General features: G+C 61.5%; 8 protein-coding genes. 3 read left to right on the top strand and 5 right to left on the bottom strand.

The features are described 5' to 3' along the window. The first annotated feature begins 29 nt into the window (after window positions 1-29). The 3 genes from AC07SU_RS18930 (at window position 30) to AC07SU_RS18920 (ending at window position 12,099) form a co-directional block, all read left to right on the top strand. Window positions 30-6,971, top strand: a complete 6,942-nt coding sequence (locus AC07SU_RS18930; protein ID WP_494997878.1) for an NEL-type E3 ubiquitin ligase domain-containing protein — start codon at window positions 30-32, stop codon at window positions 6,969-6,971. A 78-nt stretch (window positions 6,972-7,049) separates the two neighbouring features. Then, window positions 7,050-7,943 carry a dermonecrotic toxin domain-containing protein gene (locus AC07SU_RS18925; protein ID WP_494997877.1) on the top strand — a complete coding sequence of 298 codons (894 nt, stop codon included), beginning with the start codon at window positions 7,050-7,052 and terminating at the stop codon, window positions 7,941-7,943. After that, a complete protein-coding gene (locus tag AC07SU_RS18920; RefSeq protein ID WP_494997876.1) occupies window positions 7,915-12,099 on the top strand; it encodes an NEL-type E3 ubiquitin ligase domain-containing protein in 4,185 nt (1,394 codons plus the stop codon). Before AC07SU_RS18925 ends, AC07SU_RS18920 begins: the two co-directional genes overlap by 29 nt. On the opposite strand, the gene ureC is transcribed toward AC07SU_RS18920, so the two are convergent. The 5 genes from ureC to AC07SU_RS18895 form a co-directional block, all read right to left on the bottom strand. After that, entirely contained in the window at window positions 12,096-13,796 is a 1,701-nt protein-coding gene (ureC, locus tag AC07SU_RS18915; RefSeq protein ID WP_494997875.1) for an urease subunit alpha, read from the bottom strand. The genes AC07SU_RS18920 and ureC overlap by 4 nt on opposite strands. A 112-nt stretch (window positions 13,797-13,908) precedes the next feature. After that, window positions 13,909-14,214: an urease subunit beta gene (locus tag AC07SU_RS18910; RefSeq protein WP_176997082.1), complete on the bottom strand. Its 306-nt coding sequence runs from the start codon at window positions 14,212-14,214 to the stop codon at window positions 13,909-13,911. After that, entirely contained in the window at window positions 14,211-14,744 is a 534-nt protein-coding gene (locus AC07SU_RS18905) for a GNAT family N-acetyltransferase (RefSeq protein ID WP_176997081.1), read from the bottom strand. Before AC07SU_RS18905 ends, AC07SU_RS18910 begins: the two co-directional genes overlap by 4 nt. A 5-nt stretch (window positions 14,745-14,749) precedes the next feature. Beyond that, entirely contained in the window at window positions 14,750-15,262 is a 513-nt protein-coding gene (locus AC07SU_RS18900) for a GNAT family N-acetyltransferase (RefSeq protein WP_494997874.1), read from the bottom strand. A gap of 9 nt (window positions 15,263-15,271) precedes the next feature. Next, on the bottom strand, window positions 15,272-15,574 hold the full coding sequence (locus AC07SU_RS18895) for an urease subunit gamma (protein ID WP_069075162.1): 303 nt from the start codon (window positions 15,572-15,574) through the stop codon (window positions 15,272-15,274). Window positions 15,575-15,668 lie beyond the last annotated feature (94 nt).

The raw sequence follows: 15,668 nt of genomic DNA, 5'->3' as shown, positions 1-15,668 counted from the left end.
CTGACTCTCTATTTCACAGGAGAGGCACCATGCCCGTTACCCCAGAACTCCCCCCCGCGTCCCTCAGCCTGCATGCTCCGCTGATCGAACAATCCCTGCCCGGCTGGGTCACCCAGGCCACGCCGCAACGACGTGAGGCGCTCAAGCAAAGTCCAGCGTCCGTTCCCGACTGGTATCGCCAAGCCTCCCCCGCGCAACGTCAGGCGCTCAATGATGCCGCCGTCGCCAGTTTCACTGCCCAGACCCAACTGGATCAGGCCGTGGCGACCCTGCAAGACATCGACAGCTTCGCCGAGCCCTTACTGGTCAAGGCACTGCAAGACCAGTTCAACGTGCAGCTGGATGTGCACAAGACGCTGCTGCGGCTGGTCAAACCGGTGGCGCTCGGCGTATTCAACATTGAGATTTCCAGCTTTGAGGCACTGCGCCTTCCTCTGCTGCAAGCGGCACTGCATAACTTCGAAGCCGCCGAAGCCGAATCGGACGCTTTCCATCATACCTCCGGGTTTATCGGCCAGGACTCACAAGGCGGGCAGGCTGCTATCAACACCCCATTAAGCGTGGCGCAGTTCATTGGGCTGTGCCGCTCGTTGGATATTGGCGCGAAATATCAGGCGTACCTGAAAGCGTTTTTCTATCCGGACGATGCCCAGGCGCTGGCAACGCTGCGCTCGACCTTCACGAACGCACAAAAAGGAGCCCTGGGTGCCGCCGCTCAGTTGGCGCTGCTGAACAAAGACATTGAGCAGGCCGACTACCGCATGATCCGATCCGTCATCGACGGTGAGGTCGCCCCCCGGATTGGCGGTAAGCCGGTCTGGTTTCGCGACCTCGCGTTGATGAACCACCGCATGACCGGCTGCATCGTGTTTGTTATCTGCGAGAAATACCGCTACAGCGACGAGCTGATTCTCTACATTCCCAACGACCCCTTCGCGCCGCTCAAACGCCACACTTGGACCAGCCTGCAGACACGGTTCAAACAGCGCTTTACCACGCGTGACGTACCCGAGCCTGGGAATGGCCGTCCCAGCGTTTACCAGCGTTTTTTCAGCCAGTTCGTTGCCTATGCCGACCGGCCGGATTACTTCAGCCAGTTCACCCAGGACGCGTCAGGTACGGTCATTGATGACGTGCTGGCGCCCTTTGCCGCCTTGCTTAAGCAAATAAGCGAGGGCACCAACCCGTTCAGGCTGTTCACCGAGATCAAGGGGGCTCCACCCATGCGGGCAACCCCTCAAGTGCCCAATGACGATCCCTATCTGGCCCCCGCCGCCCGGTCGCGCCCCGGTCACGGTATGTGGCCGGAAAACATCGATCTATGGGGTTACCTGTTCGACCGTCATCGCGAACAACTGATCGCTGACGCGCGCAGCCATGCTGTTCCGACGGCCGATGTGGATGCCCGGGTGCGTTCGGAGAAGTTCGCTCGCCTGCTCAATATCGGCATGCTGGTGTTCAATGCGGTGGCGATGCTAGTGCCCGTGCTGGGCGAAGCGATGATGGTGGTGATGGCGGGCCAGTTGCTGTACGAAACCTTCGACGGCGCCATTGAGTGGGGCGAAGACAACCGCAGGGCCGCCAAGGCACACTTACTCGATGTAGCAGAAAATATCGCCCTGCTTGCGGTCATGGCGGGGGCGGGCAAGGGCCTTGCCAAGCTGGCGGCGGTCAAGCCAGAGCCTGTGATCGAAGCGCTGGAACCCGTGGTGTCGGCAGACGGTAAAGCGCGGTTATGGAGGCCCGACCTCAGCGCTTATGAAAGCCCCGTCACGCTGCCTGAAGGCGCCCGGCCCAATGCCTTGGGGCAATTCCAGGTCAACGGCAAAACCTATATTCGCCAGGCCGGCAAAGTCTATGAACAAACCTTTGACGAAGCGGCGCAGCGCTGGCGTATCCAGCACCTTACCGATGGCCGCGCGTATGCGCCGCCTCTCAGTCACAACCGTGCCGGTGCCTGGCGACACACACTTGAGCGTCCGCAAACCTGGGACCGTCTCACTTTGTTACGGCGCATGGGGCACGTCACTGAGGCTTTTAACGACGAGCAATTGTTAAGCATCGCCGACATCAGCGGTATCGGTGATGCGCAATTGCGCAAGATGCACCTGGACAACGCGCCGCCGCCAGCGGCCCTTGCAGACACCCTGCGCCTGTTCGAAGCGGATCAGGGGGTGACGCGGGTGATCGAACAGGTCGAGACCGGCCAGGCCGTGGACGAGCATTACCTCTACGTGTTGCCCCTGGTGACCGAGATGCCGCGCTGGCCCCTGGGCCGTGTGCTGCAAGTGTTCGACGGGCCGCAACTGTCAGGGGCGTCGATCACGTATGGCGCTGAGCGGCTCTATCCGGGAGCGCCGTATAAACCGCCCATCCGCATCACCCGTGCGGACGTGCTGGGCAGCCAATTGCCGGATCGGATCCTGGCAGCGCTGGATGAATCCGAAGTCACCCAACTGTTGGGCGGCGAGCCGGCCCGGGTGAGGGAAAATCGAGTCCAGGAATTCAGAAAGCAGATCGTCGACCATGCGCGCACCCGTCAGCCGGCGTTGTTTGAAAGTCTTTGTCGGGGCAATGCCAGCAAAGACCCGCTGGTGACAAAGCTGCAGCGGTTGTATCCAGGGCTTGGCGAGTCAGGTGCCGAGGCGGTGCTGGCCGACGCTGACGCGCAGCAACTGGCTGACCTGCGTGCTACCGGTCGCGTACCGCTGCGCCTGCAAGAGCAGGCACGCTGGTACGTGCAGCAGAATCAGCTGGGGCATGCCATTGCCGGTTTACATATGGAAAATCTGGCCTCAGCCGCCAGCAAACGCTTGGCCCTGCACACCCTCGCCAGGCTGCCGGGTTGGTCCGACGCTGTGCGTCTGGAGCTGCGTGAGGAGCACATTGGTGGCCGTTTGCTGGAGGCTATCGGCAGCGACTCCGCTACCCAGCGCAAATATGTGGTCAAGAGTGGCCCGATGTTCCAGGCATTCAACGAGCGTGGCGAGGCACTCAACAGCCTGCCGCGCCAGGGTGACAACTTTTACGCATCGATCATGCACGCGTTGCCCGATGGTTCACGCCAGGCCCTCGGTGTTCCACAGGTGGCGCAGAGCGCGCAATTGCGTCGGGCAATCATTGACCAGGCGGTACGCCAGCGGCCCGAATCCCGAGCCATTGTCGACGGCGGTACGAGGAAAAACCGCTGGTTCAAGCCACCGCAACGCATTTCTGCACAGTTGATCGGTTACCCCGCCAGTGGCGGTGGCCAATTGCACGCACCTCTGCTGGGAAGCCGGGTGCGTGACGTTTACCCGCAACTCACCGACGGTCAGGTCAATGGTTTTATCTTTCAGCGGATGGTGGCCGGTGACAGCGAGCAGCAAATTTTCAATCTGCTTGGCAATCGCCTGCGCGAGTGGCAAAACCTTGAGGGAGTCCTTGATCAGTGGGTGGCTGAACAGGCGCCTCAGCCGCGTGGTGAAGTGTTTGCCGAAAGGAATGGGCGACGGCAAGCGGCACAGGCCATCAAAGACTGCTGGAGGGCGTCGCCCCTGGCGGAATTGCCACGCTTTGGGGACCTGAATCTGTTCCTGGACGAGCCACTACCGTCCCTGGATGCGGACTTTTCCCACGTGCGCAGCCTGAGTATCGGTGGACGCGGCGTCAGCGACACCAATATCGAGCAGGTGCTCGGGTATTTCGCTGAGGTGCAGAAGCTGACAGTCATCGTCACCCACCCGCAGTTGCGCACCGTGCCTGCGGCGCTTGCCAGGGTGCCGCAGGTGTCACGGCTGCATATCGCTTCGAACTTCGCCTTCGACGCCGAGCAAACTGCACGGTTCTCAACGCTCACCGGGCTGACTGAGCTGCACTTGGATGGCGCCGTGCCCCCTGGGCATGTATTGGATGTCAGCCAGATGCAGCAACTGCGCGATTTGAAGATAAGCCGAAGCTATCAGGCAGGACTGCCCACCGGGGTTCTGGACCTGCCGCTGCTGGAGCGTCTGGACCTCAAAGGTACCGCCATCAGCCGTTTGCCAGCGCGTCTATACGAACCGGGGCACGAGCGCCTGTGGTCAGGCTTGTCCCTGGACTGGTCATGCTTTGCGCGGGAAGACTTCCGCCAAGCCTATGACTATGTCCGCAGTCAGCCTATGCATCTGCTGGACCAGGAAGAAATGGTCAGTGGCTATTGCAAGGGTCAGTTGCAGCGCCTGGCCCGACTGGACAGCAGTGGTGCTTATTTCCCGCCGGCGCCTGGCCAGGTCGGAGAGTTGCAGCCGCTGTTCCTCCAGCTTTGGCCCGATGCCCCGGCGCGCTGGTCGGCTATTGAGGCGTTGACGGCGCAGCACGATCTTTTGGTGCAACCCCTGGAAGCCTGGGTTACCAACGGCGTATCCATGGAAGTCATACAGCGCAATAACATGGCAGGCGGTCTCAAACGCAGTTGGTACCAGGGTTTGCTCAAGCGCTATGGCGCGCTGCAGTATTCGGCAGACTTGGAGTTGCCCCGCGTGCGAATCAGCGAGTTTCCCCCGATGCCTCAACAGGGTTTCGAGCATGTGCAATCGCTGAACTTCAAAGGTGCCCGTTTGCCCGCGCAGACGCTGCCGGGTTTTGTGAGTGGTTTCAGCGGCCTGCGCGCTCTGAACCTGGGGGATTGCAGCCTCGCCGACCTGCCCTTGGGTACAGGTGATTGGGCGAGGCTGGAACATCTGGACCTGAGCCACAATCCGCTTGAAGGCCTGGATGTCGGCGCGATGGTCCACCTGCGTACGCTGGGGTTGAGTCACACCAGCCTGTCGGCTTGGCCATTGGGTTGGGAGAATTTGCCTGCACTGGAATGGCTAGATTTGCGCGGCAGCTACATCACCCAAGTGCCGCAGGGGGTGCTGGCTGATGACGCGGCCGTCCTGAGCACCAACCTGCTTGGCACACCGCTGACCGAGGCGGCCAGCTCGCACTGGGCTGCGGCCATGCAGCGGGTGGAACTGAACCAGGGGCTGTCGGCAGGCACCCTGGAGCGTTTTGGCCTGGAGCCCGTTCCCGAGCGGTTTCCACCTCAGGAAACCGGCCGTTCGTTGACCCATCACTTATTGCCCTTGCCCGCTCCGGAAGCGGCGAACAGCCCGCCGCAGCAACGCGTGTTGCGCCTATGGCCTGAGCTTCAGGCTGACGAGCTGCAGCGCTGGGCCACACGGATGGCCGACGAAGGCGTGAGCGAGCAACAGTTGCATACCCGGCTCGATGGGTGGAGTGGCCAGTTCGAGGCACTGGTGCGCCGGCTCAATGGCTGGCTGTTCACCCGTGAAGCCCGTGGTTCAACGTGGACGGTGAGCGCCCAGATCCGCCGGCAGGCGGCTCTGCGGATCGTTGACGCCTGGCGCGAGGGACTGCGCGTGCGCGCTGTCGAACCGCTACGAAGCCTTGAACTGGAAGGCTTGCAATTGGGCGATCTGCCCCGGCTTCCCGACGCATTCGAGCACATTGAAACCTTGAACGCCGCGGGTGTGTTGCTTTCCGAGACTGGCTCCGAAGGTTTCTTCGAAGCGTTTCCCCATGTTCGCACGCTAGTGCTCAATAACAATGCGTTGAGCGAACTGCCCCGTGGGATTGCAGGCATGGCGCATCTGGAACGCCTGGAGCTGGCGGGGAACCTGCTCGCCGAGGGTGACGGGTTGTGTGCCACCCTGGCGCGATACCCCAACCTGCAGTGGCTGGACGTGAGCCAGAATCAGCTAGACGTTTTCAGCGTCGACGGTCTGCCACGCCTGCAAACCCTGCATATCAGCAGCAACCGCTTGGAGGACTGGCCCGACGCAGTGTTGCAGTCGAGCGCCCTGCGTACCCTGGACCTGCGCAACAACAACATCGAGTCCATACCCGCCGAGGCCCTCGACGGAACTCATGATCAATTGATGGAGGGCGTCGACCTGTCCGACAACATTGAATTGTCACGCGACAGCCTGGAGCGCTTACAGGGGTACGCTGCTGATACGGAGCGTTCCGTGGCTCTAGGACTGAGCCGTCGTGAGATCGAAGAGTTGTTGGACGACAACCCGCAAAGTGACGGCGAGACAGTGGAATCCGATGAGGAACTGCCCGAACCGCCACCGGTGGATGAACAGGTGGGTGGTTGGTTGGGTAGTGTGCCGGTCGATGAGCAGAATCTGCGTCGTGAACGGTGGGCGCAATTGCTGAGCGAACCGGGTAATGCGGCCTTCTTCCACCTGCTCGAACGCTTGCAAGACACCGAGGAGTACCGACTGGCGCGTGCCGATCTGACTCACCGGGTCTGGAGGGTGATGGACGCCGTCAACGATGATGCCGAGTTGCGCGGCATCGTGTTTGCCATGTCCAGCACCCACGGCACCTGCGTTGACGGGCGCATGCTCACCTTCAGCAACCTGGAGATCAAGGTTTTCGAGCATGATGCCTTACAACGCATCGACCCCACGCGCTTGGATCAGAAAGGCCCGGCCCTGTTGAAGTTGGCGCGTCAGTTATTCCGCCTCGACAAGGTTGAAGCCTTGGCCAACCAGGAAGCCAGCCCGGGCATGGACGCGGCCGAAGTGCGCCTGGAGTATCGTATCGGCCTGCGTGATGCGCTGGACTTGCCAGGGCAGCCGACATACATGAGGTTCGGCAGGCCCCTGCGCGGCGCGGCGCAGAGCCGGGCGCTGGAGGCCGTGCGTGCGGCGGAAAGCTCCGAGGCGTTTTATGAGTACTTGATTAACGTCGATTACTGGGCTGCTTATCTTGAGGAAAAGTACCCCGCCGAGTTCGCTGAACTGGAACGCGTCAAATCGCAAAAGCGTGAGGCGTTGGAAATCGCCCATCCGCAGATCGACCAGCAATACGCCGAAGCCGCGACCATGCTGGATATCGAGTTGTCCACGGCGCGCAATGAAAAACTGATCGCCCTGTCACGTCGGGAAGTCGCCGAGCAGTCTGCCCAGCCCGGCCCTTCCAGAGACATTGCCTGAGGCACAACAATAACTATCTAGGCTTTGACTGCGGGGGACATCCGATAGGCTGGTTTTTTCAGTCAAGCGGAGTCCCCCATGTCAGAAAACCCTGTGCCCGTTTCCTCTCCCGAAGGAACGTTAAACGTTGACCCTCGAGGTGTTCACTACGACTTTCTCAAGTCGCGCATACCCCGCTGGTTCATGCAGGCCGCACCTGATCGCCAGCGGGCTTTGGCCGATCACCCATTGAGCTTGCCCGCGTGGTATTCCACGGCGCCTGCTGTCGCCAGGCAGGCGCTGGCGGGCGGGCAGACCCGGTTCCAGGAGCGGCTCAACGAGGTCGATGCCTGGTTTGGCCGCATCGAAGCCATTGCGGCATTCGCCGAGCCCAGGCTCAAGGCGGCCATCAAGCAACAATTCAACCTCGATCTGGATGTGCGCAATGTGTATTTTGCGCGCAAATACGGCTTCCAGAAGCGAGATGACCTGTATGGCTTTTTTGTGTTTGACGTAAGCCGTGATTCCGCCCTCGATTACCGCTATCGAGGGGTAACGTTGCTGGAGGCGGCCCTGGCCAATTTCACGCCGCAGGAAGAAGAGCCTATTTCCTGTGATGATTGCCAGATCATCACCCACTGGGGCGACTTCGACGGTGATGTCATCCCCTCGTTTGCCGTGCTGGCCGAGTACGCCGTGCCCATCACGCCTCACGCCTTTGCCAAGCTGTGCCGCACACTGGATCTTGGGGCGCTCTACCAGGCGCATATAAAAGCTGTCGTGCAGCCGGAAAATACCTCGGAAAAAACCAGGCTTGAACAGCAGCTTGAACAGTTCCTGTGCGAACAGTTCGGGCTGTGCCTGGAGGTGGCCCACATGCAGGGCGTCATCAGTGTGTCGGCATTACCCAATGCTGGCCAGGATACTCGCCGGGCAGCCAGGTACGTGGGGCGCGAACAAGCCTGTGAGCTCCGCCGCCCTGCAAGTGTTTGACAGTGTGCTGGTCGGGCCTCTGCTGATCGGACCGGAGCGCCTGGACAGTGGTACGAGCGAGCGTCTGGTGGTCTACCTGCCCGATGACCCGCAACAACCGCTCAAGGAATACGCCAACAGCGGCGAGTTCATGGCGGACCTGCGAGCACGTTTGCACAGCGCCAGTTATCGACGCTTTTTCAGCCGATATATCCCTGCCCGCGAGCAGGGTCTGTTTTTCCAGCGTTTCGATACGCTGTATCAGCCCGCCGGTGAGAAAAAAACCAACCAGGACTATCCGCTCAGAGGGCACCTGCCGCGCCTGCCCATGAACGAAGTCGCGATCACCGGAGCACTGTGGGAACGCGTGCGCCAGGCCTATGTGCGCAAGCAGTTTGCCGATGCCGCCGCGGTGGCTGTGCCGACCGGGGTAGAAGACCAGGTTGCACGTATGGCGCGGCTGGACAGCTACCTGGAGGCCGTAGTGAACGTGCTTAACCTGGCAGCCTTCGTAGTGCCCGGGCTTGGTCCCATCATGCTGACGGTGGGGGCTGCGCAGATGATGTCGGATGTTTTCGAAGGGGTGCATGCCTATGAGCAAGGCGATCTCGGGGGCATGTGGGCACATTTCTCGTCGGTGGCACTCAATACGGCGTTCATCGCCGCTGGCGCCAGCGTATTGCCGCACATCCAGCTAAGCGGCGCGGTCGATCATTTGAAACGTGTGACATTGGCCTCAGGCGAGCAACGTCTCTGGAACCCGGACCTTACAGCCTATGAGTCGGTGAATGGGAAGCCGCAAACCCAACCAGATGCCCACGGCCTGTATGTCGACAACGACGCCACGACCCTGACGATTCAGGATCGTTACTACCGCGTCGAAGCGGACCCGGACAGCGGCGCTTATCGCATCAGCCATCCGAGCCGTCCCGATGCCTACCAGCCGCGCGTGAGGCATAACGGTCAAGGCGCCTGGTTACACGAAGCCGATTGGCCCCAGACCTGGAGCGGTACACAGTTGATGCGGCGCCTGGGTCCGGTCACGGATGGCTTTACCGACAGCGAGCTGGAACAGATTCGCCAGGTCAGCGGTGTCGAAGAGTCACAATTGCGCCGCATGCACACCGAGGGCGAGCCGACACCTGCCGTACTGCTCGATACCGCACACCGGTTTCGCGCCTATGGCGACGCCATCAAAGTCAGCCAGCAGATACACGCCGGCACCCCATCCGATGAGCTGTGCGGGTTTGGCGCCGCGCTGAGTGTTGAGCTGCCTGGCTGGCCGGCGGGCAAGGCCATTGAGGTGCAGGGCGATGTAGAAGGCGCCCCCCTGCGTTATGGCGTCGCGACGCCAGCTGATGACGTGGTGCGTATCCGGCGCAGTGAGTTGATTCAGGGCCAACTGCCTGCTCGTATCGTCGACAGCCTGACCTCAGAGCAACTCCAGCAGATCCTGGGCCAGCACCTGCCTGCCACAAAACCCCAGCGTGCTCTGTTACTGGCCCAGCGCTTGAGTACCCATGGGATAAAAAATCGCGCAAGACTGTTTCAGAGTATCTATAGCGAGCGACTGCCTGCGGGTAATCCGGCGGTGCGCCTCATGCAGCGAGACTTTAAGCATTTGCCAACCTTGATGGTGCAGGAACTGTTGGACAGTGCGTCTGCCGACGAATTGGCGATGGTCAATAGCCGCAATCGCATTCCCCTGCGGCTGGCGGAGGCGGCGCGCAAACTCCAGGCCCGTGTGCGCCTGGCGCATGCCTACGAAGGCCTTTACCTGCGCGACCTGGCCAACGCCGATACCGAAGCGCTGGTACTCAATACCTTGGAGAAATTGCCGGGCTGGCATAACGCTCTACGCCTGGAAGTGCGCGACGCTTCATTCAGTGGAACGCTGCGTGCCGAGTTTGGCCCCACTGGCGCTGACAGCCGTAAGGTGCTGGTACGGATGGGCGATGGGCGCTACCAGCCCTTCGATGAGCAGGGCCAGGAGCTGCATGGCATCAATGGCTTATACGGTGCGCTGCAACGCGCGCTGCCCGACAGCCACCGCAAGGCGATCGGTCTGCCCCATGTGGGTCAGGGGGAGCAACTGGAAGGGTTGGTTATCGACAAAGCGTTGAATCGTGATCAATTGCGTCAGGTGCTGCGCATGCAGCCCGAGCGAAAACCCGCCTGGCGGCAGCCACGGCGCCTGACGGATAACCGCTTGGGCTATCCGCTCAGCGGACGGGGGGCGGGGCGCCCGGTGACCGTTCGGGAGCGTGTACGCATGCTTTACCCCACCATCAACGACCTGCAACTCACTGAATTCCTGCGGGATCAGCCTGCTACGGATGACGCTTGGCTTCGCGCCCTTGAGAACGAGTTTGAGCAACTGGACAACGCCCTCAATCGCTGGTTGGCAACCGGGCCAAGAGACGTGCCGAACCTGAGGGTTCGTCGCCAGATCCGTGATGTGATTCGAAGCGCCTGGCAAAAAAGCTGTGAGTGGGACGTGGATACCCACGACAACTATCGGGGCCAGCGTATTCGCCTGGAAAACAGACGTGTGGGCGCGCAGCTGGCCACCTTGCCGGCGTTACCGGGCAACTTCGATCATGTTTCGAGCTTGCATCTGCCGGGGTGCGGGTTGACCGACCAGAGCAATGGCTTTCTTTCATCATTCCGCGCGCTGCGCATTCTGAACCTGGAGGGTAATAACCTGACACGGTTGCCGGACGTGTGCGCAGGCATGCCTCGGTTGGAAGGGCTGGACCTCTCCGATAACCGGATCGTATTGACCGAACAGACCGCCTCGCACATTCGCGGGATGCACCGGCTCATTTGGGTGGCATTGGAGGGCAACCCGCTGGGGCGCTCGGTGGATATCAGCCGCATGCCTCAGCTCAAATGGCTGTACCTGGCCGGATGTGGCCTGCAGGAATGGCCGCCAGGGCTGTTTGGCGCGCCGCGGCCGCGGGACTTTTTGCTGGGTTTGAGCGGTAACCACCTCAATGCAATCCCCAACGTGGCGCCCGGCTCCGAACGTGCAAGGATCATTGCCCGAAGTGTCGTGACACGTGCTTATCTCTCACCTGAGGTATCCGAAACCCTCAACCTATATACGGAGTCTGTGGGCATGGACCCAAACCGCCGGTTCCCACCCAGGGGCACCCAGGACAGCGCGCACTGGATGAGCGGCATGCCCCAGCAGAACTGGATGAACAAACAACCGGTGTGGGATGACCTTGAAGAGGCGCCAGGCAGCGAGCCGTTTTTTGATGAGCTTCGCAAACTGAGCGAGCACTTGAGCGAGCGCAGCGAGGCCTACAGGGACGACTTGACAGCCAAGGTCTGGCGCATGCTTGAGGCCATGGCGCGCGACAGTGCGTTGCGCGAGCGTTTGTTCGAGATGGCGCTGGCGCCCACCACCTGTGTGGATGCGGGCGCGCAGCTGTTCAATGCCATGGGGGTCGAGGTGTTGCTGCATGAAGCACTGGGGCTAACCGACCCGGGACTGATGCGCCTTGAACTGCTGGACCTCGCCAAAGGCAAGGCGCGCCTCGACGAGCTGGGGCGCATCGCCCATGCGCGGGTAGCCGAGTTGCTGGCTAACGGCCGTCACTTCCCTGAGTACGACAGCGACGACGGCTTGATCCAGAGCTCCGACGCCGAAGGCAACCCGGTTGCCAGCATTGACGAGGTGGAAATTCACCTGGCATACGTCACGCGCCTGGCGGATCGCCTGGACCTGCCCTGGCAGTCGGCCATGTTTTACAACGAGCCTGATGTCACCCCTGCCATGATCGAGCAGGCCTACACCCGTGTCCGCGAGCTGGAGAGCGGCGACCTGTTGCGCGATGGCATCATCGAGCAGCCGTTCTGGGCTGATTACGTGCAAACAACCTTCGCGGCAGACTTCGCACCGGTCAGCGCGAAGAGCGAAGCCTTGATCAACCTGTATACCGCCCAGCAGGAATGGCTCGACGATGACTCGATATCCGCAGAGCGCAAGGATGAACTGCGCAAGATTATCGATGCGTCGGCGCAGGTGTTGGGTAAGTCGGCGTCGCAGGTCAGTCCGGGCCAGGTGATGAGCGACGACGAATACTATGCCGAGATGGCACGCCTGGGCGATGAGCGCAAAAACGTCCTGCGTACCTTGACCGACCGGATCATGGGCCGTGCGTCTTAGAACAGGAAATACCGCTGGGCCATCGGCAGCACCTCCGCCGGTTCGCACCACAGCAATACGCCATCGGCCTTGACCTGATAGGTCTGCGGGTCAACCTCGATCTCCGGCAGGTAGTCGTTGTGGATCAAGTCGGTTTTCTGCACTTCGCGGCAACCCTTGACCACCGCGATCTGCTTCTTCAAACCCAGGGCTTGCGGCACGCCTGCCGCCTGCGCTGCCTGGCTGATAAAGGTCAGGCTGGTGGCGTGCAGCGAACTGCCGAAGCTGGCGAACATCGGGCGGTAGTGCACCGGTTGCGGCGTGGGGATGGAGCCGTTGATGTCGCCCATCAGGCTGGAGGCAATCGCGCCGCCCTTGAGAATCAGGGTCGGCTTGATGCCGAAGAACGCCGGGCGCCACAGCACCAGGTCGGCCCATTTGCCCACCTCGATGGACCCCACGATATGGCTCACCCCATGGGTGATCGCCGGGTTGATGGTGTACTTGGCGATGTAGCGTTTGGCGCGGAAGTTGTCGTTGCCAGGGCCGTCGCCAGGCAGCGGGCCGCGCTGTTTCTTCATCTTGTCGGCGGTCTGCCAGGTGCGGGTGATCACCTCGCCGACGCGGCCCATGGCCTGGCTGTCGGAGCTGATCATCGAGAACGCGCCGAGGTCGTGCAGGATGTCTTCGGCGGCGATGGTTTCGCGGCGGATGCGACTTTCGGCGAAGGCCACGTCCTCGGCAATGCTCGGGTCCAGGTGATGGCAGACCATCAGCATGTCCAGGTGTTCGTCGATGGTGTTGCGGGTGAACGGCCGCGTCGGGTTGGTGGAACTGGGCAGCACGTTGGGGAAGCCGCAAGCCTTGATGATGTCCGGCGCGTGACCGCCACCGGCCCCTTCGGTGTGGTAGGTGTGGATAGTGCGGCCCTTGAGGGCGGCCAAGGTGGTTTCGACGAAACCCGACTCGTTGAGGGTGTCACTGTGGATCGCCACCTGCACATCGTATTCGTCGGCGACGCTCAGGCAGTTGTCGATGCTTGCGGGCGTGGTACCCCAGTCTTCGTGCAGCTTCAGGCCGATGGCGCCGGCCTTGACCTGCTCGATCAACGGTTCCGGCAAACTGGCATTGCCCTTGCCGGTGAAACCGATGTTCATGGGGAACGAATCGCTGGCCTGGAGCATGCGCGCCAGGTGCCATGGGCCGGAGGTGCAAGTGGTGGCGTTGGTGCCCGTGGCCGGGCCGGTGCCACCGCCGATCATGGTGGTCACGCCGCTGGTCAGCGCCTCTTCGATCTGCTGCGGGCAGATGAAGTGCACGTGGGTGTCGATGCCGCCGGCGGTGAGGATCATGCCTTCGCCGGCAATCACTTCGGTGCTGGCGCCGATGGCGATGGTCACGCCGGGCTGCACATCCGGGTTGCCGGCTTTGCCGATGGCGTGGATGCGGCCGTTCTTGAGGCCGACGTCGGCCTTGACGATGCCCCAGTGGTCGATGATCAGTGCGTTGGTGATCAGCGTGTCGACCACTTCATGGGCGAGCAACTGGCTCTGGCCCTGGCCGTCGCGGATGACTTTGCCGCCGCCGAATTTCACTTCTTCGCCGTAGATCGTGAAGTCTTTTTCCACTTCGACGAACAGCTCGGTGTCGGCCAGGCGGACCTTGTCACCGACGGTGGGGCCGTACATGTCGGCGTAGGCTTGGCGGCTGATTTTCATGTGAGAGTGCCCTGAAAAGTTGTGTTGAATATGAAGTCGTTATCGCAGGCAAGCCAGCTCCCACATTTGGAATGCGTTCCCATGTGGGAGCTGGCTTGCCTGCGATGGGGCCCTACAGGTCGCCCATAATCCGGCCGGCAAACCCAAATACTCGCCTGCCACCGCTCAAATCGACCAACTCCACCTCCCGGCTCTGCCCCGGCTCAAACCGCACCGCCGTCCCCGCAGGAATGTTCAGGCGCATGCCGCGGCTGGCCGCACGATCAAACGTCAGCGCGTCGTTGGTCTCGAAAAAATGATAATGCGAGCCCACCTGGATCGGTCGGTCGCCACTGTTGGCCACGCTCAGGCTGAGAGTGCGGCGGCCCGCATTGAGCTCGATCTCGCCAGGCTGGATCAGGTATTCACCAGGAATCATGAAGGTTGCCCCAAGGTCTTGAAGTAGATGGCGGTTGGGTGTGAACGCCCGTCCGGGCTTTGGCAGTAGTCGGGCAACTCACCGAGTTTGGTGTAGCGCAGCGACTGGTAGAAGGCTTCGGCCGGCGAGCCGGCTTCGGTGTCCAGGTACAGCAAGCCGCGCTTGTGCTGGCGCGCGGCAAGTTCCAGTGTGTTCATCAATTGCTGGCCCAGGCCATGGCGGCGCGCCAGGCTGTGCACCATCAGTTTTTGCACTTCGGCGCGGTTCAATCCGTTGGCTTTCTGGCACAGCGCCAACTGCACGCTGGCGATCACTTGTTCATCGCGCACCACCACCCACAGCAGCAGGCTGGCGTCTTGCAGTTGGGTGTGCACGCCGGTGAAGTAATCGCGGGCCTGGGCCTCATCAATGTCGGCCATGAAACCCACCGAGGCGCCATGCTTTACCGCGTCCAGCAACAGCTCAATCAAGCCCAGGCGGTAGTGGGCAAAACTTTCAGCATTGACTCGACGCAGTTGCGCAGCACTCATCGACGTCACTCCTTGGGCGGTTGTGCGCCCGGGTTCAAGGTCAGTTGCATGAAGGTCAGGTCCAGCCAGCGGCCGAACTTGATGCCCACTTGGGGCATTTGTCCGGTGGTGATAAAACCCTGGCGCTCGTGCAGGCGGATCGAGGCCTGGTTGCCGCTTTCGATGGCGGCGACCATCACGTGTTTGCCGCAAGCCCTGGCGCGTTCGATCAGGGCTTCCATCAGGCGCGGGCCGAGGCCCTTGCCGCGCTGGTCGTTGCGCACGTACACCGAGTGTTCGACGCTGTAGCGGAAACCTTCAAACGGGCGCCAGTCGCCAAACGACGCGTAGCCAGTCACTTCATCGTTTTCGATGGCGACCAGAATCGGGTAAGCCTGGGCCTGGCGCGCGGTGAACCACGCCTGGCGGTTGGCGAGGTCCACCGGTTGCTCGTTCCAGATCGCGGTGGTGTTGAGCACCGCGTCGTTGTAGATGTCGCGGATCTGCGCCAGGTCCTGCTCGGTTGCATCACGAATCATGCTCGCACCTCAGGCGATCGGCTGGTGGACGGTGACCAGCTTGGTGCCGTCGGGAAAGGTGGCTTCCACCTGGATGTCCGGGATCATTTCCGGGATGCCTTCCATCACTTGCTCGCGGGTCAGCAAGGTGGTGCCAAAGTGCATCAGGTCAGCCACGGTGCGACCGTCGCGGGCGCCTTCCATCAAGGCGGCGGAGATGTAGGCGATGGTTTCCGGGTAGTTGAGCTTCACACCCCGTGCGAGGCGGCGTTCGGCGACGAGGCCGGCGGTGAAGATCAGCAGCTTGTCTTTTTCCCGTGGGGTCAAATCCATGGTTCAAGATCCTTCATAAAAAAACATTCACGAATACACCGCAGCCCCCTGTAGGAGCCGGCTTGCCGGCGATGGCGATCTCAAGGACGCCATC

Source organism: Pseudomonas sp. GW821-FHT05H12, assembly GCF_059419385.1.
This window is presented reverse-complemented; position numbering and strand designations above follow the sequence as displayed.

Bases quoted from the DNA above. Each gene is read 5' to 3' on its own strand.
- AC07SU_RS18930 (WP_494997878.1), top strand. From the start codon at position 30: ATGCCCGTTACCCCAGAACTCCCCCCCGCGTCCCTCAGCCTGCATGCT.
- AC07SU_RS18925 (WP_494997877.1), top strand. From the start codon at position 7,050: ATGTCAGAAAACCCTGTGCCCGTTTCCTCTCCCGAAGGAACGTTAAAC.
- ureC (WP_494997875.1), bottom strand. From the start codon at position 13,796: ATGAAAATCAGCCGCCAAGCCTACGCCGACATGTACGGCCCCACCGTC.
- AC07SU_RS18910 (WP_176997082.1), bottom strand. From the start codon at position 14,214: ATGATTCCTGGTGAATACCTGATCCAGCCTGGCGAGATCGAGCTCAAT.
- AC07SU_RS18905 (WP_176997081.1), bottom strand. From the start codon at position 14,744: ATGAGTGCTGCGCAACTGCGTCGAGTCAATGCTGAAAGTTTTGCCCAC.
- AC07SU_RS18900 (WP_494997874.1), bottom strand. From the start codon at position 15,262: ATGATTCGTGATGCAACCGAGCAGGACCTGGCGCAGATCCGCGACATC.
- AC07SU_RS18895 (WP_069075162.1), bottom strand. From the start codon at position 15,574: ATGGATTTGACCCCACGGGAAAAAGACAAGCTGCTGATCTTCACCGCC.